At 71.8% G+C, this 23664-nt stretch carries 22 protein-coding genes and 1 riboswitch; of the genes, 11 read left to right on the top strand and 11 right to left on the bottom strand.

Annotated features, from left to right (window positions below; translation table 11 throughout):
• Window positions 1-15 precede the first annotated feature (15 nt).
• The gene (locus F1615_RS17425; RefSeq protein WP_244328774.1) at window positions 16-1395 is read right to left on the bottom strand and encodes a PP2C family protein-serine/threonine phosphatase; all 1380 of its coding nucleotides are present in this window, start codon (window positions 1393-1395) and stop codon (window positions 16-18) included.
• Window positions 1396-1590: 195 nt separating this feature from the next.
• Between F1615_RS17425 and rlmN the strand changes: the two genes are divergently transcribed.
• The 5 genes from rlmN to F1615_RS17400 all read left to right on the top strand — a co-directional run bounded on the left by rlmN (window position 1591) and on the right by F1615_RS17400 (window position 7490).
• Window positions 1591-2697: a 23S rRNA (adenine(2503)-C(2))-methyltransferase RlmN gene (gene rlmN, locus F1615_RS17420; protein ID WP_149549917.1), complete on the top strand. Its 1107-nt coding sequence runs from the start codon at window positions 1591-1593 to the stop codon at window positions 2695-2697.
• A 24-nt stretch (window positions 2698-2721) separates the two neighbouring features.
• A riboswitch (TPP riboswitch) is annotated at window positions 2722-2827 on the top strand.
• 80 nt (window positions 2828-2907) lie between these two features.
• On the top strand, window positions 2908-3999 hold the full coding sequence (locus F1615_RS17415) for a thiamine ABC transporter substrate-binding protein (RefSeq protein ID WP_149549916.1): 1092 nt from the start codon (window positions 2908-2910) through the stop codon (window positions 3997-3999).
• A gap of 47 nt (window positions 4000-4046) precedes the next feature.
• Entirely contained in the window at window positions 4047-5648 is a 1602-nt protein-coding gene (locus tag F1615_RS17410) for an ABC transporter permease (protein ID WP_149549915.1), read from the top strand.
• Window positions 5649-6668 carry an ABC transporter ATP-binding protein gene (locus F1615_RS17405; RefSeq protein ID WP_149549914.1) on the top strand — a complete coding sequence of 340 codons (1020 nt, stop codon included), beginning with the start codon at window positions 5649-5651 and terminating at the stop codon, window positions 6666-6668. It abuts the gene before it with no gap.
• Window positions 6669-6692: 24 nt separating this feature from the next.
• Window positions 6693-7490 carry a maleylpyruvate isomerase N-terminal domain-containing protein gene (locus F1615_RS17400; RefSeq protein ID WP_149549913.1) on the top strand — a complete coding sequence of 266 codons (798 nt, stop codon included), beginning with the start codon at window positions 6693-6695 and terminating at the stop codon, window positions 7488-7490.
• 64 nt (window positions 7491-7554) lie between these two features.
• On the opposite strand, the gene F1615_RS17395 is transcribed toward F1615_RS17400, so the two are convergent.
• The 7 genes from F1615_RS17395 to F1615_RS17365 all read right to left on the bottom strand — a co-directional run bounded on the left by F1615_RS17395 (window position 7555) and on the right by F1615_RS17365 (window position 14260).
• A complete protein-coding gene (locus F1615_RS17395; RefSeq protein WP_149550052.1) occupies window positions 7555-8244 on the bottom strand; it encodes an LAETG motif-containing sortase-dependent surface protein in 690 nt (229 codons plus the stop codon).
• Between the two features lie 154 nt (window positions 8245-8398).
• Window positions 8399-9520, bottom strand: a complete 1122-nt coding sequence (locus F1615_RS17390; protein WP_149549912.1) for an LOG family protein — start codon at window positions 9518-9520, stop codon at window positions 8399-8401.
• A 26-nt stretch (window positions 9521-9546) separates the two neighbouring features.
• Window positions 9547-9954: a VOC family protein gene (locus F1615_RS17385; RefSeq protein WP_149549911.1), complete on the bottom strand. Its 408-nt coding sequence runs from the start codon at window positions 9952-9954 to the stop codon at window positions 9547-9549.
• Between the two features lie 131 nt (window positions 9955-10085).
• A complete protein-coding gene (locus F1615_RS17380; protein WP_149549910.1) occupies window positions 10086-11417 on the bottom strand; it encodes a hypothetical protein in 1332 nt (443 codons plus the stop codon).
• On the bottom strand, window positions 11399-12148 hold the full coding sequence (locus F1615_RS17375) for an ABC transporter ATP-binding protein (RefSeq protein ID WP_149549909.1): 750 nt from the start codon (window positions 12146-12148) through the stop codon (window positions 11399-11401). Before F1615_RS17375 ends, F1615_RS17380 begins: the two co-directional genes overlap by 19 nt.
• A 217-nt stretch (window positions 12149-12365) precedes the next feature.
• Window positions 12366-13739 carry an aspartate aminotransferase family protein gene (locus F1615_RS17370; protein WP_149549908.1) on the bottom strand — a complete coding sequence of 458 codons (1374 nt, stop codon included), beginning with the start codon at window positions 13737-13739 and terminating at the stop codon, window positions 12366-12368.
• A gap of 2 nt (window positions 13740-13741) precedes the next feature.
• Window positions 13742-14260 carry an Lrp/AsnC family transcriptional regulator gene (locus F1615_RS17365; protein ID WP_149549907.1) on the bottom strand — a complete coding sequence of 173 codons (519 nt, stop codon included), beginning with the start codon at window positions 14258-14260 and terminating at the stop codon, window positions 13742-13744.
• Between the two features lie 204 nt (window positions 14261-14464).
• Here F1615_RS17365 and F1615_RS17360 point away from each other — a divergent pair, with 204 nt between their 5' ends.
• The 3 genes from F1615_RS17360 to F1615_RS17350 all read left to right on the top strand — a co-directional run bounded on the left by F1615_RS17360 (window position 14465) and on the right by F1615_RS17350 (window position 17197).
• On the top strand, window positions 14465-15904 hold the full coding sequence (locus tag F1615_RS17360; protein WP_149549906.1) for a gamma-aminobutyraldehyde dehydrogenase: 1440 nt from the start codon (window positions 14465-14467) through the stop codon (window positions 15902-15904).
• A gap of 105 nt (window positions 15905-16009) precedes the next feature.
• Window positions 16010-16540 (top strand): hypothetical protein, encoded by a 531-nt coding sequence (locus F1615_RS17355; RefSeq protein WP_149549905.1) that lies wholly within the window; start codon window positions 16010-16012, stop codon window positions 16538-16540.
• A 168-nt stretch (window positions 16541-16708) separates the two neighbouring features.
• Entirely contained in the window at window positions 16709-17197 is a 489-nt protein-coding gene (locus tag F1615_RS17350) for a hypothetical protein (protein ID WP_149549904.1), read from the top strand.
• On the opposite strand, the gene F1615_RS17345 is transcribed toward F1615_RS17350, so the two are convergent.
• Together F1615_RS17345 and F1615_RS17340 are read right to left on the bottom strand one after the other, a co-directional pair.
• Window positions 17158-17877 (bottom strand): glycerophosphodiester phosphodiesterase, encoded by a 720-nt coding sequence (locus tag F1615_RS17345; RefSeq protein ID WP_149549903.1) that lies wholly within the window; start codon window positions 17875-17877, stop codon window positions 17158-17160. The genes F1615_RS17350 and F1615_RS17345 overlap by 40 nt on opposite strands.
• Before the next feature lie 20 nt (window positions 17878-17897).
• Window positions 17898-18965: an adenosine deaminase gene (locus F1615_RS17340; RefSeq protein ID WP_149549902.1), complete on the bottom strand. Its 1068-nt coding sequence runs from the start codon at window positions 18963-18965 to the stop codon at window positions 17898-17900.
• A gap of 118 nt (window positions 18966-19083) precedes the next feature.
• On the opposite strand from F1615_RS17340, the gene F1615_RS35950 reads away from it, so the two are divergent.
• A complete protein-coding gene (locus tag F1615_RS35950) occupies window positions 19084-20055 on the top strand; it encodes a DUF4190 domain-containing protein (protein ID WP_208818341.1) in 972 nt (323 codons plus the stop codon).
• Here F1615_RS35950 and F1615_RS17330 read toward each other — a convergent pair.
• Window positions 20048-20632: an NADAR family protein gene (locus tag F1615_RS17330; protein ID WP_149549901.1), complete on the bottom strand. Its 585-nt coding sequence runs from the start codon at window positions 20630-20632 to the stop codon at window positions 20048-20050. The genes F1615_RS35950 and F1615_RS17330 overlap by 8 nt on opposite strands.
• A gap of 198 nt (window positions 20633-20830) precedes the next feature.
• Here F1615_RS17330 and F1615_RS17325 point away from each other — a divergent pair, with 198 nt between their 5' ends.
• Both F1615_RS17325 and F1615_RS17320 read left to right on the top strand, forming a co-directional pair.
• Window positions 20831-22366, top strand: coding sequence for a gamma-aminobutyraldehyde dehydrogenase (locus F1615_RS17325; protein ID WP_149549900.1), 1536 nt, complete (start codon window positions 20831-20833; stop codon window positions 22364-22366).
• Between the two features lie 49 nt (window positions 22367-22415).
• Complete coding sequence (locus F1615_RS17320) at window positions 22416-23663, top strand: polyamine ABC transporter substrate-binding protein (protein WP_149549899.1); 1248 nt, start codon at window positions 22416-22418, stop codon at window positions 23661-23663.
• Window position 23664 lies beyond the last annotated feature (1 nt).

The raw sequence follows: 23664 nt of genomic DNA, 5'->3' as shown, positions 1-23664 counted from the left end.
GTCCCACGGCCGTTCTCACGGCGGTCGTCGCGAGGTTCCGGAAGGGGCCCGCCCACCGGGGCGGGCCCCTTCCGGCGTACCTGCCACGGCCCGGGCGCCCGGACCTGCCCGCCGGGGCGTGCCCGGCGGGCGGAGGCCGGACAGCGGAGCGGGGTGCGCGCCGCCGCCGGCACGGTGGGCCTCCGGTGGGGTGCGCCGTGCGCGACGGCCGTCCGCCGCGGCGTGGCCGTCCGGGGCGGGGACGGGGGAGCGGCGCAGCGCCACCAGGGCGACGTCGTCCACGAGACGGGCACTCGCGTACCGCCGCAGATCGGCGTGGACGGCGGCCAGCAGGGCATCCGGCTCCCGGTCCGTCCAGCTCCGTGCCCGCTCGGCGAGCGGATAGAAGGCGCCCGACGCGTCGCGGGCCTCGGTCACCCCGTCGGTGTGCAGCAGCAGTGTGGCCCCGGGCGGGAGGCCGGCGGTGTCCACGACGGGCTCGTCGGCGCTCAGATCCCCCAGACCCACCGGAGGGGCCGGAACGGACGGTTCGAGGGCGGTGACGACCCCTTCGTGCAGCAGCAGCGGTGCCGGATGCCCCAGGTTCACCATGCGCACGCTGCCGTCGTCGGACAGGTCGACCAGCAGACCGGTGACGAACGACTCGGCCGTGGGCCCGCCGGCCGGACCGATGCCCGGATCCGTCACGACGCACTGCTCCTGGACCTCCTCGCGGAACGCCGTCTCGATCTCGCCGACCGTCTCGCCCAGGGGCAGGCCGTGCCGCGCCGACCGCCGGAAGCTGGTCAGCACACAGCTGACCATCTCCAGCGAGGCCAGGCCCTTGCCCTGGACGTCCCCGATCAGCACCCGTGTGCTGTGCCCGCACCGGGCGATGCCGTAGAGGTCGCCTCCCACGGCGGCCTCCTCGTCCGCCGCCAGGTACAGCGAGGCCACGTCGAACGGACCCGCCCGGCGCGGCAGTGGGTGCAGCAGCACCCGCTGGGTGACCTCCGCCACCCAGCGGGACGCGGCCAGCCGGCGCTCCCCGTGCACCCGTACCGCACTGGCCGCCACGGAAGCGGCACTGATCAGCAGGAGGGTGCCGATCTGGACCGGGAAGTTGCCGCTGTCGAGCTGCTGGTTCGCCGCGGCGGCCAGCACCGCGCAGGGCACGGTCACGCCGAGCACCACGAGGACGCAGGCGGGGGTGCAGAAGATCGCGGCGAAGGTGGGAGCCGCCACCATCAGGGGTCCCAGGCGCACCTCCGGGGACGTGAGCGCGTCCACCCCCAGCAGGAGGACCGGGAAGAGGCAGAAGAGCAGCGCGCGGGACCAGGGCCGCCGCCAGATGCCGAGGACGGTCGCTCCGCCGGTGTCGCCTCGCACCGCGACCACCTCCGGTTGTGGGGACACAAACGCTCCTCACCTGCTCACTCCTGGAAACGGAGCAAGCCCCGCATCCGCCTGGGGCCCTTGGTCCCTTATCGGGGCTTACATCCTATTGCCGGGCGTTCGCGCTGTGCGCGGGCGACGGATGCACGGACGGCCGGCGGACCCGATCCGGCGCGGGATCCGGCCACCGCGGGCATCTGCGACACTGGTACAGCCATGCCTAAGCCCGGAGAACTCACTTTCGTCGCGCCGCGCGGAGCCAAGAAGCCGCCGCGGCACCTTGCCGATCTCACGCCCGCCGAGCGCAAGGAGGCGGTCGTCGCGGCCGGTGAGAAGCCGTTTCGTGCCAAGCAGCTCTCGCAGCACTACTTCGCGCGGTACGCGCACGATCCGGAGCAGTGGACCGACATCCCCGCCGGTTCGCGCGGCGCGCTGCGGGAGGCGCTGCTTCCGGAGCTGATGACGGTCGTGCGGCACCTGTCGACAGATCAGGGCACCACCCGCAAGACGCTGTGGAAGCTGTTCGACGGGACGCTGGTCGAGTCCGTGCTGATGCGCTACCCGGACCGGGTGACGATGTGCATCAGCTCGCAGGCCGGGTGCGGTATGAACTGCCCGTTCTGCGCGACCGGGCAGGCCGGGCTGGACCGGAACCTGTCGACCGCCGAGATCGTGCACCAGATCGTGGACGGGATGCGGGCGCTGCGGGACGGCGAGGTGCCCGGTGGTCCGGCGCGGCTCAGCAACATCGTGTTCATGGGCATGGGGGAGCCGCTCGCCAACTACAAGCGGGTCGTCGGGGCCATCCGCCGCCTCACCGACCCCGAGCCGGACGGGCTCGGACTGTCGCAGCGGGGGATCACCGTGTCCACCGTCGGCCTCGTCCCGGCGATCCACCGGTTCTCCGACGAGGGCTTCAAGTGCCGGCTCGCCATCTCGCTGCACGCCCCCGACGACGAGCTGCGCGACACCCTCGTCCCCGTGAACACGCGGTGGAAGGTGCGCGAGGTGCTCGACGCCGGGTTCGAGTACGCGGCCAGGTCCGGTCGGCGGCTGTCCATCGAGTACGCGCTCATCCGGGACATCAACGACCAGGCCTGGCGGGGCGACCGGCTCGGACGGCTGCTCAAGGGCAGACCCGTGCACGTCAACCTCATCCCGCTCAACCCCACCCCCGGCTCCCAGTGGACCGCCTCCCGTCCCGAGGACGAGAAGGCGTTCGTGGAGGCGATCGCCGCACACGGTGTGCCGGTGACGATCCGGGACACCCGTGGACAGGAGATCGACGGGGCGTGTGGTCAGCTCGCCGCGAGCGAGCGGTAATGTGACCCGGGTAAGTACATCTTCATATTCCGACAGGGGAGCGCCACAGCGCTGAGAGTGCGGCACCGGCCGCAGACCCTCCGAACCTGGCCCAGGTCATTCTGGGTAGGGAGATCGGTCATCACTCGAGCTGTTGCGCCCTGCCCGGGACCCCGCCCAGGGGTTCCGGGCGGGGCCGCGTCTCTTCCTGGTCACTCCAGGAGGAATCAAGTGGGCATCACCAAGAAGGTCACGGTCCTGGCCGTCGGGCTGGGGCTGGTCACGCTGTCCGCGTGCGGGTCGTCCGACGGGGACGACGGCGGTGGCGGCAGTGGCGGGGGGTCCAGGACCGTGACCCTCGTCAGCCACAACTCGTGGGCCGTGTCGAAGGACGTCGTCGCCGCCTTCGAGAAGCAGTCCGGATACAGGCTCAAGGTCCTCGAGGACGGCGACGCCGGACAGGCCGTGAACAAGGCCGTCCTGACCAAGGACAACCCCCAGGGCGACGTCTTCTTCGGCGTCGACAACACCCTGCTCTCCCGCGCCCTCGACAACGGGCTGTTCCAGCCCTATGAGGCCAAGGACTCCGACCTGATCCTGGAGGAGTACCGCGCGGACCAGGACAAGCACCGGGTCACCCCCGTCGACAGCGGTGACATCTGCGTCAACTACGACAAGGCGTGGTTCGCCGAGCACGACGTGAACCCGCCGAAGAGCTTCGACGACCTGATCAAGCCCGAGTACAAGGACCTCCTCGTCGTCGAGAACGCCTCCACCTCCTCGCCCGGCCTCGGCTTCCTGCTCGGCACGGCGGCGAAGTACGGGGACGAGGGCTGGCAGGACTACTGGAAGAAGCTCAAGGCCAACGGCGTCAAGGTGGTCGACGGCTGGGAGCAGGCCTACAACGAGGAGTTCTCCGGCTCGGCCGGCGGCAAGAAGGCCAAGGCCGACCGGCCGCTGGTGGTGTCCTACGCCTCCTCGCCGCCCGCCGAGGTCATCTACGCCGACCCGAAGCCGGACACCGCGCCCACCGGCGTCGCCGAGGGCACCTGCTTCCGCCAGGTCGAGTACGCGGGGCTGCTGAGCAACGCCAGGAACCCCGAGGGCGGGAAGGCACTGCTCGACTTCCTGATCAGCAAGCCGTTCCAGGAGGACATGCCGCTCAACATGTTCGTGTACCCGGTGCGGGAGGGCGCCCAGGTGCCCGAGGAGTTCGCGGCGTTCGGGCCGCAGGCGAAGGACCCGGAGACCATGGACCCGGCGAAGATCGCCGACAGCCGTGACCAGTGGGTCAAGTCGTGGACCTCGCTCGTACTGAAGTGACGCGAGCCGCGACGAGGTGGCGCGGGAGCGCGGCGCGGCTCGGTCTGATGGCCGTGCCGGTCGCGTTCTTCGCCGTCTTCTTCGCCTATCCCGTCACCGCGATCGTCGCGCGCGGACTGAAGACCGACGGGACCTGGCAGCTCGGGCGGATCGGGGACGTACTGGCGCAGTCCGACGTCCGGCAGGTGCTGTGGTTCACCACCTGGCAGGCGCTCGTCTCCACCGCTCTCACCCTGCTGATCGCCCTGCCCGGCGCGTATGTCCTCGCCCGCTTCGACTTCCCCGGCAAGCAGGTGCTGCGGGCCGTGGTCACCGTGCCGTTCGTGCTGCCGACGGTCGTCGTCGGTACGGCGTTCATGGCGCTGGCCGGGCGCGGCGGACTGCTCGACGAACTGTGGGGTCTGCGCCTGGACACCACCGTGTGGGCGATCCTGCTCGCGCACGTCTTCTTCAACTACGCCGTCGTCGTCCGCACGGTGGGCGGTCTCTGGGCGCAGCTCGATCCGCGGCAGGAGGAGGCCGCGCGGATGCTCGGCGCCTCGCGGTTCGCGGCCTGGCGGACGGTCACGCTGCCCGCGCTCGCGCCCGCCGTGGCCGCCGCCGCTCTGATGGTCTTCCTGTTCACCTTCACCTCCTTCGGCGTGGTGCAGATCCTGGGCGGGCCCACCTTCTCCACCCTCGAGGTGGAGATCTACCGGCAGACCTCCGAGATCTTCGACCTGTCCACCGCCGCCGTCCTGACGATGATCCAGTTCGTCGCCGTGGGCTCCATCCTCGCCCTGCACGCCTGGACCGTACGGCGGCGCGAGACCGCGCTGCGGCTCGTGGACGCCGCGATGACCGCCCGCCGGCCGCGCGGCGCCGGTCAGTGGGCGCTGCTCGGCGGTGTCCTCGCCACGGTCGCCGTACTGCTTCTGCTGCCCCTGGCCGTGCTGGTGGAGCGGTCCTTCGGTGCCGACGGCCTCGGCTACTACCGGGCGCTGACGGAGGACGACGGGGGAGTGTTCCTGGTCGCGCCGATCGAGGCGGTCGGCAACTCGCTGCAGTACGCGCTCGCCGCCACCGTCATCGCCGTGGTGATCGGCGGACTCGCCGCGGTGGCGCTGACCCGGCGGGACGCGGGACGGCTGGTGCGCGGGTTCGACGCGCTGCTGATGCTGCCGCTCGGGGTGTCCGCGGTGACCGTCGGCTTCGGCTTCCTGATCGCCCTGGACGAGCCGCCGCTGGACCTCAGGGCCTCCTGGATCCTCGTCCCGCTCGCGCAGGCCCTGGTCGGCGTCCCCTTCGTCGTACGGACCATGCTGCCGGTGCTGCGGGCGGTGGACGTGCGGCTGCGGGAGGCGGCGGCGGTGCTCGGGGCGTCGCCGTGGCGGGCGTGGCGGGAGGTGGATCTGCCGATGGTGCGGCGGGCGCTGCTGATCGCGGCCGGGTTCGCCTTCGCGGTGTCGCTGGGGGAGTTCGGGGCGACGGTGTTCATCGCGCGGCCGGAGAATCCGACCCTGCCGGTGGCCGTGGCGCGGCTGCTGGGGCGGCCCGGGGACCTCAACTACGGCCAGGCGATGGCCCTGTCGACGATTCTGATGATCGTGTGCGCGGTGGCGCTGCTGGTGCTGGAGCGGCTGCGCACCGACCGGACCGGGGAGTTCTAGATGCTGCTGAGCCTGCGGGCCGCGACCGTCCGCTTCTCCGGGCGGGCGGTGCTGGACGCTGTCGACCTGGGGGTCGCCGAGCACGAGATCGTGTGTGTGCTCGGGCCCAGCGGCAGCGGCAAGTCGACGCTGCTGCGGGCGGTCGCCGGGCTGCAGCCCCTCGACTCCGGGCGGATCCTGCTCGACGGACACGACCAGGCGGGCGTGCCCGCGCACCGGCGCGGGGTGGGGCTGATGTTCCAGGACCATCAGCTCTTCCCCCAGCGGGACGTGGGCGGCAACGTGGCCTTCGGGCTGCGCATGCGCGGCGCGTCCCGCATCCGGCAGGCCGAGCGCGTACGGGAGTTGCTGGACCTGGTCGGTCTGCCCGGGGCGTCCGGGCGGGCCGTCGCCGCGCTGTCCGGGGGTGAGCAGCAGCGTGTCGCGCTGGCCCGCGCCCTCGCCCCGAGCCCCCGGCTGCTGATGCTGGACGAGCCGCTCGGTCAGCTCGACCGGTCGCTCCGGGAACGGCTCGTCGTCGAACTGCGCGAGCTGTTCGGCAGGCTGGGCACCACCGTGCTCGCCGTGACCCACGACCAGGGCGAGGCGTTCGCGCTGGCCGACCGGGTGGTGGTGATGCGGGACGGGCGGATCGCCCAGTCCGGTACGCCCCTGGAGGTGTGGCAGCGGCCGGCCGACGCCTTCGTGGCGCGCTTCCTCGGCTTCGAGAACGTCGTCGAGGCGACAGTCGGGGACGGGGTCGCCGTGACCCCCTGGGGCAAGGTCCCCGTGCCGGACGGCGCCCCGCGGGGCACACGGACGCTGCTCGTCCGGCCCGCCGGTGTCCGCCTGGTCCCCGTGGAGGAGGGCCTGCGCTGCACGGTGGCCGCGCGCACCTTCCGGGGCACCCATGTCGCCGTCCGCCTCCAGCCCGAGGACGCCCCCCGCCTGGAGGCGGCCTGCGCGCTCAGGGCCGCGCCGGAGGTCGGGGACGAGGTCGGCGTGGAATTCGACGAGGCGGAAATCGCCGTGCTGGAGTGAGTGCCGCTCCCTAGGGTGTGCGGCATGACTCGACTCGCGCATGACCGCTACTGCCGGGTGATCGACGACCAGGTCGCGCGGTTGCGGACCGTCGTGACGTCCGGCGCCGACCTGTCCGGCCCGGTGCCGACCACCCCCGACTGGTCTCTGGAACAGCTCGTACGGCATGTCGGCGGCGCCCTGCGCTGGGCGGCGCTGCTGGTCCGCACCGGGGCCGAGGACGAGATACCCGAGGAGCGGGTGCCGGGATTCGACGGGCCGGGGACGTGGGGCGATCCCGGCGCGCTGGACGCGTGGCTCGCGGAGTCCGGCGAGCTGATCGTCGGCGCCCTGCGGGAGGCCGGGCCGGACGCGAAGGTGTGGAGCTGGGCGGGCGTCCACGACGCCGGGTTCTGGGCCCGCCGCATGACCCACGAGCTGATCGTCCACCGCGCGGACGCGACCCTCGCCGCCGGGCTGCCCTTCGACGCCGCGCCCGATGCCGCCGCCGACGCGATCGACGAGTGGCTGGAGATCGTGGAATGGGCACAGCGGACGCTGCCGGACGACACGGTGCGGGAGCTGCGCGGGCCCCGGCGCAGCATTCACCTGCACGCGACGGACACCGAGACGGAACTGGACGCGGAGTGGCTGGTCGAGCTCGACGAGAACGGCGTCTCCTGGCACCGCGGCCACGAGAAGGCCACGGTCGCCCTGCGCGGCCCGCTCACCTCCGTGCTCCTCGCCTTCTACCGCCGGCTGCCGCTGGACGCACCCGGACTCCACGTGCTGGGCGACCGCGAGCTGCTGGAGTCCTGGCTGGAGCGGGCGACGTTCGGCTGAGCGTCCGGCGACGGAAGTGGCCCGTCCCCCGGAGGGAACGGGCCACCCGTGTGCCGGTGAGGCGTCAGCGCTCGCCGTTCGCCCCGCGGCGGCGCATGCCGAAGAAGACCGCGCCACCGCCGACGGCGACCAGGGCGGCCGCGATACCGGCGATGAGACCGGTGTGGGAGTCGGCGCCGGTCTCGGCGAGGTTCGACTCACCGGCCGGGGACGGCGCGTTGCTCGCGGTGTCCGCCGGAGGGGTGCTCCCGCTCTCCGACGCCGACGGGGCCGGGGTGCCGGGCTCCTCGGCCGGGGCCGAGGGGTTCTCCGACGGGGTCGACGGCGTCGGAGCCGGGGGCTCCTCCTCCGTCTTCTCACAGGCCGTCGCCGGAGTGGTCAGGTTCGGCTTGATGTCCTCGTCGACGTAGGGCGTCGCCTTGACGTGGACGCGGTACTCGGCGTTCGGCTTCCAGTCCTCCTCGAAGGTGATGGTGGTGCCCTCACGGGAGCCCTTGACCACCTGCTCGCCGACCTTCTTGATGTCGGCGCCGTTGTTCTGCAGGAACACGGTGACGGTGGCGGGGACGCCTGCCGGGTCGACGTCGGTGACGGTGATGACGCCCTTGTCACCGTCGCACTCGGCCTCGGCCGAGAACTCGTTGATGTTGCACGCCGCCGCGTTGCCGGCGACGCCGAGCGCGAGCGCGGCGGACGCGGAGACGACACCGAGGGCGCGCACGGAGCGCGCGACGGCACGGCGGGATACGGACAGAACTGCCACGTTTGTCCTTCATGGGGTACGTAAATGCGGGGGGTTGAGGGAGTGTTGACGATGCATCAGCACCCCCATGGCTCCCAGGTCTATAAGCGCCGCATAAGTAGTGTCAACGCATATGCCGACAGCGGGACCTGGCTTTGCCTTCTTATTAACCGCCCATGCGTTTCAACGCCTCCGGGGCCTCCTCGATCCGGTCCACCAGGGCGATCCGCGCCTCCATCGAGCGCTCCCGGGCGAGGGACCGCAGCAGCGGCCAGGCCGGCAACTTCTCCGTCCAGTGCGCCCGGTTCACCAGCACCATCGGCGTGGGCTCGCCGCGCGACTCGTAGTAGTTCGGTGTCGTGTTGTCGAAGATCTCCTGCACGGTCCCGGCGGCGCCCGGCAGGAAGACCACGCCCGCGTTGCAGCGGGCCAGCAGGCCGTCCTCGCGGGTGGCGTTGGCGAAGTACTTCGCGATGTGGGAGGCGAAGGCGTTCGGCGGCTCGTGGCCGTAGAACCAGGTGGGGATGCCGACCGAGTGGTTGCCCTCCGGCCAGCGGGCGCGCACCTCGAAGGCGGCACGCGCCCAGTCGGTGATCGACGGCGTGAACGAGGGGGCCACCGCCAGGAGCCGGCAGGCCGCGTCCAGCACGACGTCGTCGTACGGGGCCGCGTAGGCGCCGAGGTTCGCCGCCTCCATCGCGCCCGGGCCGCCGCCCGTCGCCACCGTGAAACCGGCATGCGTCAGCGCCCGTCCGAGCCGGGCCGCACCCCGGAACTCCTCGGTGCCGCGGGCCATCGCGTGGCCGCCCATCACGCCCACCACCCGTGCTCCGCGCAGGAGTTCGTCGAGGGCGTCGGACATGGAGTCGTCGTGGACCGCGCGCAGCATGGAGGCGAAGATGTCGCCGCTCGCCCGGGTCTGCTGGAACCAGGCGTAGGCCAGCGCGTCCGGAGTCGCCTCGTAGCCCTTGTCGAGCGAGGCGAACAGGTCGCCGGGTGCGTAGAGGTGCCCCCGGTACGGGTCGAAGGGCAGACCCGGGACGGGCGGCAGGACCAGGGCGCCGTCGGCCCGCAGCTTCTCCGCCGCGTCCGGACGCATCCGGCAGCCCAGGAACACCGCCTCGGCGGTGTCGGTGGTGAGCAACTCCCGGGTCCGGTCGGTCAGATCGACGGCCTGGACACGGAACCCGGAGAGCGTGCCGCGGGCCGAGACGACGGCGTCGAACTCCTGGAGCGTCTCGATCTCGCGGTCCTGGTGGTGGACGGCATGGGCGGGACTCGTCTGCACCCGCCCATGCTAGGCCCCTTGGGTGGTCAGCCCCCCACGGCGGCCGGGTCCATCCACACGACCTCCCAGGTGTGGCCGTCGAGGTCGTCGAAGGAGCGGCCGTACATGAAACCGTGGTCCTGCGTCTCGCCGGCGGTCGACCCGCCCGCCGCCAGGGCCTTCTCCACCAGCTCGTCGACCTTCTCGCGGCTCTCCGCGCTCAGCGCGATCAGCACCTCGCTGTTCTTCGTGGCGTCCACGATCTCCTTCTTCGTGAACTCCGCGTACTTCTGCCTGGTCAGCAGCATCGCGACGATCGTGTCGCTGATCACCACCGAGGCGGCGGTCTCGTCGCTGAACTGCGCGTTGATCGAGTAGCCGAGCTCGGTGAAGAACTTCTTCGACGCGTCGAGGTCGTTGACGGGCAGGTTCACGAAAATCATCTGCTGGTACATGGCCGGGGCCTCTCCCGTTCGGTTCCGTGGTGTTCATGGGGGTAGACCGGCGGTCCGTCCGGAACTCATCGGCCCGCGGAGACTTCTTCTGATCGGTGTCGTACGGTCCTCAGCCCGGTTCGGTACGGTCCTCAGCCGGCCAGGGGCCACGCCGACAGCTCGGCCACGACCAGCGACAACGGCCCGAACAGGGCGAGCAGCGCACCCGCGCGGAGCGCGGCGGCCCGGCGCAGCGTCGTCGCGGGGGCCCCGAGGCGCCGGAGCGCGGCGCTGGTGTCCGCGCGGGCCTGCCTGGCCTCGACGGCGGCCGTCAGCAGGGTCGCCACCGTGCAGCCGGCCACCAGCAGCACGCCGAGCACCACCAGCGGCCCGGCGGACGCGTCCTCGCGGTCGTGCAGCGAGGCCATGGCGTACGCGGCCGACACCACCGCGCACACCACGCCCAGTGGGCGGCCGATGCGCGTGGCCTCCGTCATCAGCACCCGCCCGGCCAGCAGCCGCAGCGCGCCGGGTCGGATCGTCTGCAGCAGCCGGCCGCACAGATGGGTGAGACCCGGACCGGCGAGAGCGAGCCCGACGGAGGCCAGGGCCAGCCCGAGCAGGGCGGCCGGCCGGTCGCCCGCCGAGACCTCCGCGCCGGTACGGCTCGCGAAGGCCTCCACGGCCAGCCCGACCGCCAGCACCGCGATGCCCCAGGGCAGCCCGGACGGCGGCGCGTGCGGAACGGGGGGCGGGACGTCGACGGACTTGTCGGCGGCCTCGGCTGCGCCGCCGGAGGCGTCCGCCGCGCCGTCCTGCCCGGCCTGCGCCCCGGCCGTACGGCGGCCGCGCGCGGACGCTCCCAGCTGTGTGCCGAACCGTCCGTACGCCCCGAACGACTCCAGTACCGCCGTACGCCGGTACGCGCCGAACCTGCCGTACACCCGGGCCGCGCGGGGCGCGCCCGCCACCGGCTCGCGCGGCCGCAGTGTCACGGCCACCGCCGCCGAGGCGCTCAGCGGCACCAGGGCCAGCAGGGTCAGGACGGCCGGGAGCGGAAGCGGCCGGCCGGTGGCGAGGACGTCCGTCGCGGCACCGTCGAAGGGCATGCCGGTGAGGTCGCCGCGCAGCTGGAGGAAGACGAGCAGGGCCACCGCCGAACCCAGGAGGCAGGACAGGGCCGTGGTGGTCGCGGAGATCGCCATCAGACGGGCGGGACCGAGCCCGGCCGCCGACAGACCGGGCCGGGGCCGGGTGCCCGGATCGGTGCGCGCGACCGCGATCGCGAAGTACACCGTGGCGGCGAGCGGGGCCGCGCACCAGGCCAGCCGGAGCGCCGAGGAGGACGCCGGGTCCGGATGCACCAGCGCGTGGCCGAGGGCGCACAGCAGCAGGAAGCCCGTACCGGCCGACGCGGCCGCGACCAGGAGGCGCCGCAGCTGGACTGCGGGATGGGCACCGAGGCTCAGACGGAGAGCGAGCACGTCGCCCGGCCTTCCGTCCCGGCCGTCCCGGAGACCGGCGGCAGGTGGAGGGTGTGCACGCGCCGCCCGTCGAGCAGCGACACCGTCCGGTCGGCGAGGGCGGCGGTCCCCGCGTCGTGCGTCGCGAGGACCACCGTGATGCCGTGCGAGCGGGCCGCGGTGGTGAGCGTGCGCAGGACGTGCGCGCGGTCGACGCGGTGCAGCGGGGCGGTCGGCTCGTCGGCGAACAGCACGGCGGGCGCCGGGGCGAGGGCGCGGGCGACGCACACCCGCTGCCGCTCCGCCTGTGTCAGCTCCTCCGGGTGCTTGCGCGCCGTGTCACCGATGTCGAGGCGCTCCAGCCACTCCAGGGCCGCCGTCCTGGCGCGGCGCCGGCCGGTGCCGCGCAGCATCAGGGGCAGGGCGGCGTTCTCCCAGACGTTCAGCTCCGGGACGAGCAGCGGGACCGGGTCGATCCAGCCGAAGCGCTCCCGGCGCAGCCGCTCGCGGGCCACCGGGGTCATGGTGTGCACGGGCACGCTGTTGAACCAGATCTCCCCGCTGCGGGCGGGGAGCAGGCCGGACAGACAGCGCAGCAGGGTCGTCTTGCCGCTGCCGCGCGGGCCGCCGACGGCGAGGATCTCGCTCTCCCGGACGCCGAGCGAGATCCCGCTCAGCCCGGGGGAGCCGTCAGTGTGCCGGAAGTGCAGGGCTCGCGCCCAGAGCACGTCGTTGTCCGGTGGGGCCACCATGGCGTACACCTCGGTTCGGATCGGAAATGCCGTGCGCTCTTCGGGTTAATCCCCCGTCCGGGGGAACGAAGGCAGGGCCGATCGGTCACTGGGCACGCTAGGCAGGCCACGCCGGGAGGCCGGACAGCACGCGGCCCCGGGCCGCCGTTTCTCACTCGAACGGGCGGCACGGGGCCGGTGTTGATCATCCAGAAGGAAGATCGGAACCCCGATCGGCCTACAGCTTGGTCCAGGCCTCGGAGAGGGTCGCGCGCAGGATCTGCTCGATCTCGTCGAAGGTCTCCTGGTTGGAGATCAGCGGCGGGGCGAGCTGGACGACCGGGTCGCCGCGGTCGTCGGCACGGCAGTACAGGCCGTTCTCGAAGAGCTTCTTCGACAGGAAGCCGTACAGGACGCGCTCGGTCTCGTCGGCGTCGAAGGACGCCTTGGTGTGCTTGTCCTTGACCAGCTCGATGCCGTAGAAGAAGCCGTTGCCGCGGACGTCGCCGACGATCGGGAGGTCGTGCAGCTTCTCCAGGGTCGCGCGGAAGGCCCCCTCGTTGTCCAGCACGTGCTGGTTCAGGCCCTCGCGCTCGAACAGGTCGAGGTTGGCGATGCCGACCGCGGCGGAGACCGGGTGGCCGCCGAAGGTGTAGCCGTGCAGGAAGGTGTTCTCGCCCTTGTAGAACGGCTCGGCCAGACGGTCGGAGACGATGCACGCGCCGATCGGGGAGTAGCCCGAGGTCATGCCCTTGGCGCAGGTGATCATGTCCGGCACGTAGCCGAACTTGTCGCAGGCGAACGTCGTGCCCAGCCGGCCGAAGGCGCAGATGACCTCGTCCGACACGAGCAGCACGTCGTACTGGTCGCAGATCTCCCGCACCCGCTGGAAGTAGCCGGGCGGGGGCGGGAAGCAGCCGCCGGCGTTCTGCACCGGCTCCAGGAAGACCGCCGCGACCGTGTCCGGGCCCTCGAAGAGGATCTGCTGCTCGATCTGGTCGGCGGCCCAGCGGCCGAACGCCTCCGGGTCGTCGCCGTGGACCGGCGCCCGGTAGATGTTGGTGTTCGGCACCTTGTGCGCGCCCGGTACCAGCGGCTCGAACGGGGCCTTCAGGGCCGGCAGCCCGGTGATGGACAGGGCGCCCTGGGGGGTGCCGTGGTAGGCCACCGCGCGGGATATGACCTTGTACTTGGTCGGCTTGCCGACGAGCTTGAAGTACTGCTTGGCGAGCTTCCAGGCGGTCTCCACCGCCTCGCCGCCGCCGGTGGTGAAGAAGACCTTGTTCAGGTCGCCCGGCGCCTCGTGCGCGAGCCGCTCCGCGAGCTCCACGGCCTTGGGGTGGGCGTAGGACCAGACCGGGAAGAAGGCCAGCTCCTGCGCCTGCTTGGAGGCGGTCTCCGCGAGTTCCTGACGGCCGTGACCCGCCTGCACCACGAACAGGCCCGCGAGGCCGTCGAGGTAGCGCCTGCCCTTGTCGTCGTAGATGTGGGTGCCCTCGCCCCGGACGATCGTGGGGACGGGGGAGTTCTCGTACGAGGACATGCGGGTGAAGTGCATCCACAAGTGGTCGTACGCGGACCTGCTGAGGTCCTTGGGGCTGTCGGTGCTCACGATTATCGGGTTCCCCACATGTAGGTCTGCTTCTTGAGCTTGAGGTAGACGAAGCTCTCGGTGGAGCGCACTCCGGGAACGGCCCGGATGCGTTTGTTGATGACCTCCAGAAGGTGGTCGTCGTCCTCGCAGACGATCTCGACCATCAGGTCGAAGGAGCCCGCGGTCATCACGACGTACTCGCATTCGTCCATGGCGGCCAGCGCGTCGGCCACGGACTCCACGTCGCCCTCGACGGTGACACCGACCATCGCCTGCCGGCGGAAGCCCACGGTGAGCGGGTCCGTGACGGCGACGATCTGCATCACGCCCTGGTCGAGCAGCTTCTGGACGCGCTGGCGCACGGCCGCCTCCGACAGACCCACGGCCTTGCCGATGGCGGCGTACGGCCGGCGGCCGTCCTCCTGGAGCTGCTCGATGATGGCGAGGGAGACGGCGTCCAACTGGGGACCGCCGCCGTTCTTGGACTCGCGCGAGTCCTTCGGGTCTGCGCTTCGACTGGCCACGGAGTCACTGTGCACGACGTATCGACAGTTTTGCAAGGCTCATTCGATGAAATTCGTTGTCTTCGGCGTCTAGCCTTGCGGATTTCGCAGATGCGGAGCGGGCGGGGGTGTTGAAAACGTCAGCCGTCGGTTTAGGGTGGGTGTCTCAGAGGTTGGACACCTCGACACGTTTCGACCCCACACCTCGGACACCCACAAGGAACACCAGGAGGGCCTGCAGTGAGCACCGAGCTGCGTCGTCTGCGCAACTACATCGGCGGGGAGTTCCGGGACGCCGCCGACGGACGGACCACCGAGGTGGTCAACCCCGCGACCGGCGAGGCGTACGCGACCGCTCCGCTGTCCGGGCAGGCGGATGTGGACGCCGCGATGGCGGCCGCCGCCGAGGCCTTCCCCGGCTGGCGGGACACCACCCCGGCCGAGCGGCAGAAGGCCCTGCTGAAGATCGCGGACGCCTTCGAGGAGCGGGCCGAGGAACTCATCGCGGCCGAGGTGGAGAACACGGGCAAGCCCGTCGGGCTGACCCGCACCGAGGAGATCCCGCCGATGGTGGACCAGATCCGCTTTTTCGCGGGTGCGGCGCGGATGCTCGAGGGCCGCTCGGCCGGCGAGTACATGGAGGGCCTGACCTCGATCGTGCGCCGTGAGCCGGTGGGCGTCTGCGCGCAGGTCGCCCCCTGGAACTACCCGATGATGATGGCCGTGTGGAAGTTCGCCCCCGCGATCGCCGCGGGCAACACCGTCGTCCTGAAGCCCTCGGACACCACCCCGGCCTCCACGGTCCTGCTCGCCGAGATCCTCGGTTCGGTCCTGCCCAAGGGCGTCTTCAACGTCATCTGCGGCGACCGTGACACCGGCCGCCTGATGGTCGAGCACCCCACCCCGGCGATGGCGTCCATCACCGGTTCGGTGCGTGCGGGCATGTCGGTCGCCGAGTCCGCGTCCAAGGACCTCAAGCGGGTCCACCTGGAACTGGGCGGCAAGGCCCCGGTCGTCGTCTTCGAGGACACCGACATCGCCAAGGCCGTCGAGGACATCTCCGTCGCGGGCTTCTTCAACGCCGGCCAGGACTGCACGGCCGCCACGCGCGTCCTCGTGCACGAGTCCATCCACGACGAGTTCGTCTCCGCCCTCGCCAAGGCCGCCGCCGACACCAAGACCGGCATGCCGGACGACGAGGACGTCCTCTTCGGCCCGCTCAACAACCCCAGCCAGCTGGCGCAGGTCGAGGGCTTCATCGAGCGGCTGCCCGCGCACGCGCGCGTGGAGGCCGGCGGCAAGCGCGTCGGCGAGCAGGGCTTCTTCTACGCGCCGACCGTCGTCTCGGGGCTGAACCAGGACGACGAGATCGTCCAGAAGGAGGTCTTCGGCCCGGTCATCACCGTCCAGCGCTTCACGGACGAGGACCAGGCCGTCGAGTACGCCAACGGCGTCGAGTACGCGCTGGCCTCCTCGGTGTGGACCAAGGACCACTCCCGCGCGATGCGGATGTCCAAGAAGCTCGACTTCGGCTGTGTGTGGATCAACACCCACATCCCGCTGGTCGCGGAGATGCCGCACGGCGGCTTCAAGAAGTCCGGCTACGGCAAGGACCTCTCGGCGTACGGCTTCGACGACTACACGCGCATCAAGCACGTGATGACGTCCCTGGACGCATAGGCGGCACGGCGTCGGCCCCGGACGGTGAACCACCGTCCGGGGCCGACGTGTTCCCGCGCGAAGCCTGTTTTTGAACATGTTCAACTCTCGGCGTACGCTGCTGCCATGAGCGACAGAGCCGCCCTGCTCAAGGGCATTCGCGTCTGGCTGGTGTTCTTCGTCGTCTGTCTGGTGCTCAGCGGAGCCACCGCCTTCCCCCTGGTGCACGAACTGCGCTGGGCCGAGGACCTGTTGCGGTCGCTGTCGGTGCAGGAGCACCTTCCCGCCCTCATGGAGTGGACCGAGCGCGTGCGGGAGGGGCTCGACACCGCCGACGCCGAATACCCCTTCCTGCTCTACGGCACCGACTGGCTCGCCTTCGCCCACCTCGTGATCGCGGTCGCCTTCTACGGCCCCTACCGCGACCCCGTCCGCAACATCTGGGTCGTCGAGTTCGGCATGATCGCCTGCGCCGGCATCGTCCCGCTCGCCCTCGTCTGCGGCCCGATCCGCGGCATTCCCGTCTGGTGGAGCGTCATCGACATCGCGTTCGGGGTGTTCGGCGTGATCCCGCTGTACGTCGTCCGCCGGAAGATCAAGCGCCTGGAGGCGCTCCGGGCGCTCCCCCCGCACACCGCCGCGGCGGTCACCGTGTGAGAGGGACGCGGCGGCCGCACGCGGCCCCGTGAGCGGCCGGAATGCGCTGCTCGCGGGCCGTGGAAGGTGGCGCATTGCCGCCGTTGACCGTGTCGCCCGCCCATGACACGGTCGGCCTTGCCTCCGGCAGGACCGGCCGGGGCGAGGGGCTGCGGGAGGGGACGGGCGATGACGGCAGTGGGGCGGATCCGGGCGGGACGGCGTGGGCTGAGGGCCTGTGTCCTGGTGACGGCGGCGGTGGTCACCGCGGTGGCCGCGGGACCGGCGGCGGTCGCGGCCGGCGGCCCGTCGGCCACCGCGCCGGTGCCGGTGGCGGCGGGCGTGGCGGGCGATCCGACCCCGGAGGAGCAGAACCGGCTCAGGGAAGTGGCCGGCGCGATCTGGAATCCGCAACTGGCCGCCGGATGGAACATGAACGCCGAGGTGGCCGACGTGCTGTCCACGGCCACCGGGGAGATCCTCCGGTGCAGCGAGGCGTTCTCCCTCGTGCCGCGCCCGCCGGGCTTCGTCCCCGGTCTCGGCTACCTCGTCAGCTACTGGAAGAACCTGCGCGACTACTTCCTGGCGGTGAAGGACAACCGGACCTATCGCGCCTGCGTGGTGACGACCGCGGTCAACTACCGTTCGGCGATCGAGATGGCCTCCATGGGCATCTGAGTCCGGCGCAGCGCGCACAGGACGTCGACGCGGTTGGTGGTGATCGAGTCGACGCCCATGGCCAGCAGGCGGCGCATGGAGCGGCGGGTGTCCGGCGTCCAGACGGACACCAGCAGGCCGTCGCGGTGGACGCGCTCGACGAGGGCCCGGTCGACCAGGCCGAAGCGGTAGTTCAGCCAGCGCGGGCGGATCACCTCCAGCAGACCCGCGCGGGCCGGTGCCCGTGTCGTCCGGGTGAGCGCGATCTCCGCGGACGGGTCCGCCGCGCGCACGGCGAGCATGGCGGGGGCGCCCGCGCAGTAGTGGACGCGGTCCCGGGCACCGCTCTCGCGCACGGCGTCCACGACCCGGCGCGCGGCACGGACGTCCGGCGCGCCGGGCAGGTCGATCATCACCCGGCTGCCCTCCGTCGCCGCCAGCGCGGCGGAGAGCGTGGGCACCCCGTCGTCCGTCATCCCGCGCACCTCCTCCCACGACAGCGACAGCAGGGGACGGTCGTGCCGCCACAGCCGCTTCAGGGTGTCGTCGTGGAGCAGCACCGGGACGCCGTCCCGGGTCAGGCGCACGTCGATCTCCACCGCGTCCGCGCCCCGGTGGAGCGCGGACCGCAGCGAGGCGAGGGTGTTCTCGCGGACGCGGTAGGGGTCGCCGCGGTGGGCCACGGCGGTCACGTTCTGCATGGCGGCCCTTCGCACGGTGGTCAGGAGGCGAGCCAGGACGTGGTGTAGGTGTCGATCTCGGCGGCCACCCGCGCCTTGCCGGCGGCGTCCATGAACGACGCCTCGACCGCGTTCTTCGCCAGGTCGGCCAGGCCCCGTTCGTCGAGGTCGAGCAGCCGCGCGGCGACCGCGTACTCGCTGTTGAGGTCGGTGCCGAACATCGGCGGGTCGTCGGAGTTGATCGTCACCAGGACACCGGCGCGGGTGAACTCCTCGAGGGGGTGCTCCTCGAGCGTGGTCACCGCGCGGGTGGCGATGTTGGAGGTGGGGCACACCTCCAGGGCGATGCGCCGCTCGGCCAGGTGCCGGAGCAGCTCGGGGTCCCGGGCCGAGCTGGTGCCGTGCCCGATGCGCTCGGCGCCCAGTTCGTTGAGTGCGTCCCACACCGTCTCAGGTCCCGTGGTCTCGCCCGCGTGCGGCACGGAGTGCAGACCGGCCGCGACGGCACGGTCGAAGTACGGCTTGAACTGCGGGCGGGGCACGCCGATCTCCGGCCCGCCGAGGCCGAAGGAGACCAGGCCCTCGGGACGCAGCCGGTCGTCGGTGGCGAGGCGCGTGGTCTCCTCGGCGGACTCCAGCCCCGCCTCGCCGGGGATGTCGAAGCACCAGCGCAGCACCGTGCCGAACTCGCTCTCGGCCGCCTTGCGGGCGTCCTCGATCGCGTCCATGAAGGCACGCTCGTCGATCCCGCGGCGGGTGGAGGAGAACGGGGTGATGGTCAGCTCGGCGTACCGCACCTGCTGCCGGGTCAGCTCATGGGCCACCTCGTACGTCAGCAGCCGGACGTCCTCCGGGGTGCGGATCAGGTCGACGACGGACAGGTACACCTCGATGAAGTGGGCGAAGTCCGTGAAGGTGAAGTAGTCGGCCAGGGCCTCGGGGTCGGTGGGGACCTTGGAGTCGGGGTGGCGGGCGGCCAGCTCCGAGACGATGCGGGGGGAGGCGGAGCCGACGTGGTGCACGTGCAGTTCGGCCTTGGGCAGCCCGGCGATGAAGGCGTGCAGGTCGCGGACCTGGCCGGCGGTGGCTGCGTCGAGGTGGTCGGTCAATGTTCCTCCCCGGGAACGGCGCCCTCGGCCGCGCTGCGGCGGGACGCGGGTGATCGGCTGATCGGTGTGCGGGGATCATCGTAGGCCGGGGGCGCGCGGGGCGGACACGGGTCGTAGCATGACGGGACGTCCGACGGAGGGGGCCCAGCGCATGGCCGACGACGCGCAGACGCCGGAGCCGCGGGAGCGGACCACGGGGAGTGCGCCGCCCGGTGACCCGCACACCGGTGCCGTGTGGCCGGCACCGGCCGACGGCGGTGCGCGGGACGCGGTGGCGCAGGACGGTTCCCTCGTGGACGTGCGGACCACCGGGACGCCGGCCCCCGTGGGCACCCCGGATCCCTGGGCGCCGCCCACCGACCGGACCCCGGCGTCGGGCCCCGGTCCCGACGGCCCGCGGTCCGACGGCCGCGGAGCCGGTGGCCGCGGAGCCGGTGGCCGGGGAGCGGGCGGTCCGGGCGGTTCGGGCGAGACCGTCGTGGCCGGCGATCCCCGGCCGTGGTCCGCGCCCTCCGCTCCTGCCGCGCCCTCCGTGCCCTCCTCCGCCACGCCCCCGTCCGTCCACGACCAGCAGACGGTGACGTCCTTCCCGGCGATGGGCGGCCACCCGACCGCACCCCAGCAGCACACCCAGCCGTGGGCCGGCCCGTCCGCGCCGCCCGCTCCCGTGCCGCCCGCCGTCCACCTGCCCGCGGCCAACCCGTTCGCACCCCCGGTCGGGGGCGAGCCCGTCCCGCCGCCGCCCATCGGCCCCGAGGGGCCGGGCCAGGTCCCGTACGGCTATCCGGGCATCGGGTACGGCGGTGCCCCGGTGCAGGGGTACCCCGGCTGGACGGGCACGGCGCCGGTGCCGAGCAACGGACTGGGCGTGGCCGGACTGGTGCTCGGCATCATCTCGGCCGCCGTCTTCTGTGTCTGGCCGGTGGCCATCCTGCTGGGCGTGCTGGCCGTGATCTTCGGCGGGATCGGCCGGGGCAAGGCCCACCGGGGCGAGGCCACGAACGCGGGTCAGGCCCTGGCCGGGATCATCTGCGGCGCGGTCGGTGCCGCCCTGGGCATCGCCTTCGGAGCCTTCATCCTCCTCACGTAGCCGACGCCGACGCCGCCCGGAGCCGGCTGCGCGCCTCCATCAGCGCGAAGCCCAGCAGGTTCGGTCCCCGCCACCGCTCCGGGTCCGCCGCCCCCTCGTCGCCGGCGGCGAGGCCGATGCCCCACACCCGGTCCACCGGACTCGCCTCGACCAGCACTCTTTCGCCGGTGTTCAGCAGGAAAGCCCGCAGGCCGTCGTGCGCCGCGAACTTGTGCACCCCGCCCTCGACGACGATGCCGAACCGCTCCCGGCGCCAGATCGCCTCGTCGAAGCCCCGCACCAGCCGTCCCGCCTTCTTCGCCTCCGAGGGATGCCCTGCGGCCAGCACCCGCCGCTCCCCCTCGGCATCCGCGAACAGCCGGGCCTTGGCCGCCATCATCCAGTGCTCCGCGGTCGCGTACTCCACGCCGTCCACCGTGAACGGCGACGGCCACCACTGACTGAGACAGCTCGCCCCGATCCGGCCGCCGGGCAACGGCCGGTGCCCCCAGAAGTGCAGGTACTCGACCCGCGCCCCGGCCCTCAGCGCCTCGACCAGCGCCTCTCGTGAGTCCATCGCCCCCGTGATCCCTTCCATGCACGCGAGTCTGGCAGGGACCACTGACAGTCCGTCCTGCCTTTTCCGTGGCAACTCGACACCTGGTCGACAGATTCCGTCGCGTAACCAAAAGGCAACAACGGAATCACTTGTTGGAGTCCCATCGCTCTGTCAGGATCGGCACTCAAATCGAGCTGGAGCCACGCCGCCCCCCTCGGGGACACGGAGGAGAGCGACATGCACAACCCGGGCAACACCACCCCGGAACGATTTCCCGCCCAGGACCGGTTCGCGGAGGGTGCGCAGTTCATCGCGGGCCGTCCGGCGAAGGGCACCTCGGGCCGTACCCACGCGGTAGTCGACCCGGCCACCGGCGCGGAGGCGTACACGTACGAACTCGCCGGCACCGACGACGTCGACGCGGCCGTCGCCGCCGCGCGGGAGGCCTTCCCGGCCTGGGCCGGCGCCACCCCGGGTGAGCGTTCCGACGCCCTGCACCGGTTCGCCGCCGTCGTCGCCGACCGTGCGGAGGACTTCGCCCGTGCCGAGTCGCTGCAGTGCGGCAAGCCCCTGAAGCTGAGCCGCGAGTTCGACGTCCCGGGCACGATCGACAACATCACCTTCTTCGCCGGCGCCGCCCGCCACCTCCAGGGCCAGTCGGCGGGCGAGTACTCCGGCGACCACACCTCCTACGTGCGCCGCGAGCCCATCGGCGTCGTGGGCTCCATCACCCCCTGGAACTATCCACTCCAGATGGCCGCATGGAAGATCCTCCCGGCGATCGCCGCGGGCAACACCATCGTCCTCAAGCCCGCCGAGCTCACCCCCCTGACCTCGCTGCTCTTCGCGCGGGCCGCCACCGACGCCGGGATCCCGGACGGTGTGATCAACATCGTCACCGGCACCGGCAGGGAGGCCGGCGAGCACCTGGTCGGCCACCCCGACGTGGCCATGACCTCCTTCACCGGCTCCACCGCCGTCGGCAAGCGGGTCGCCGAGATCGCCACCGCCACCGTCAAACGCATCCACCTGGAGCTCGGCGGCAAGGCCCCCTTCGTCGTCTTCGACGACGCCGACCTCGACGCCGCCGTCAACGGCGCCGTGGCGGGCGCGCTCATCAACACCGGGCAGGACTGCACGGCCGCCACGCGCGCGTACGTGCAGCGCCCGCTCTACGAGGCGTTCGTCGAGCGCACCGCCGCCCTGATGGACACCGTCCGGCTCGGTGACCCCTTCGCCCCCGGCACCGACCTCGGTCCGCTGATCTCGCACGTCCAGCGCGACCGCGTGGCCGGCTTCGTCGACCGGGCGCGTGCCTACGCGCGCGTGGTGACCGGTGGCGAGACACCCCTGGGCGAGCTGGCGGACGGCGCGTACTATCGCCCCACGCTCATCGCCGACGCGGCGCAGGACAGCGAGGTCGTGCAGTCCGAGATCTTCGGTCCGGTGCTGGTCGTCCTGCCCTTCGACACCGACGACGAGGGCATCGCGCTGGCCAACGACACGCCCTACGGGCTCGCCGCCTCCGCCTGGAGCCGGGACGTGTACCGCACGGGCCGGGCCACCCGCGAGATCAAGGCGGGGTGCGTGTGGATCAACGACCACATCCCGATCATCAGCGAGATGCCGCACGGCGGCTACAAGGCGTCCGGCTCCGGCAAGGACATGTCCTCGTACTCGTTCGAGGAATACACCCAGATCAAGCACGTCATGTTCGACAACACCGCGGTGGTCCGCAAGGACTGGCACCGCACCGTCTTCGGGGACCGATAGCAGCCAGGCCGCCCGACCGCGGCCAACCTCCCGAAAGGGCACCACGCGCATGGAGCAGTACGAGCCCGACCGCCTCTCGCCGGCCCAGGAGGCCGCCGTACGGCGCAGTTTCCGCACCGGCAGGGCGGCACTGACCCGCCGTTCCCTGCTGCGCGCCTCCGCGGGCGGTGCGCTCGCGGTGGGCGGACTCGGCGCGCTGAGCGCCTGTGGCATCCCCGCCGCCGGAAACACGCAGGGCGGCGTCTCGGCGGAGGACCACTCGAAGGAGGAGAAGACCGTCAGCTTCTCCAACTGGACCGAGTACATGGACGTCGACGACAGCGGGCGCAAGCACCCCACGCTGGACGCGTTCACCCGGCGCACCGGCATCAAGGTCAAGTACACCGAGGACATCAACGACAACACCGAGTTCTTCGGCAAGATCAAGCCGCAGCTCGCCGCCGGCCAGGACACCGGCCGCGACATCATCGTCCTCACCGACTGGCTCGCCGCCCGCCTGATCCGGCTCGGCTGGGTGCAGAAACTGGACCCGTCCAACCTCCCGAACGCCTTCACCAACCTGTCCGCCCAGTTCCGCAACCCCGACTGGGACCCGGGCCGCGCCTACTCCTACCCCTGGCAGGGCATCTCCACGGTCATCGCCTACAACAAGAAGGCGCTCGACGGCGTCGAGGTGAGGACCCTCTCCGACCTGCTGGACAACGCGAAGCTGAAGGGCCGCGTCGGCCTCCTCACCGAGATGCGCGACACCGTCGGCATGACCCTGCTCGACATGGACAAGGACCCGGCGAAGTTCTCCGCCGACGACTACGACGCGGCGATCGCCCGGCTGCAGAAGGCCGTCGACAAGGGGCAGGTCCGCCGCTTCACCGGCAACGACTACACCGCCGACCTCGCCAAGGGCGACTTCGCCGCGTGCCTCGCCTGGGCCGGTGACGTCGTCCAGCTGAAGGCGGACAACCCGGACATCGAGTTCCTGATCCCGGACAGCGGCTACATGACGTCGAGCGACAACCTGCTGGTCCCCAACAAGGCCCGGCACAAGACGAACGCCGAGCGGCTGATCGACTACTACTTCGAGCCGCAGCCGGCCGCCGAGCTCGCCGCCTACATCAACTTCGTCTGTCCGGTCGACGGAGTGAAGGACGACCTCGCCAAGATCGACGAGGACGCGGCGAACAACCCGCTGATCCTCCCCGACAAGGCCATGCAGGCCAAGTCCCGTGCCTTCCGCTCCCTGAGCTCCGAGGAAGAAACGGCATTCGAAGAGAAGTTCGCGAAGCTCACTGGGGCGTGAC

The organism is Streptomyces marokkonensis (assembly GCF_008312835.1).
Classification (GTDB): Bacteria; Actinomycetota; Actinomycetes; order Streptomycetales; family Streptomycetaceae; genus Streptomyces; species Streptomyces marokkonensis_A.
This window is presented reverse-complemented; position numbering and strand designations above follow the sequence as displayed.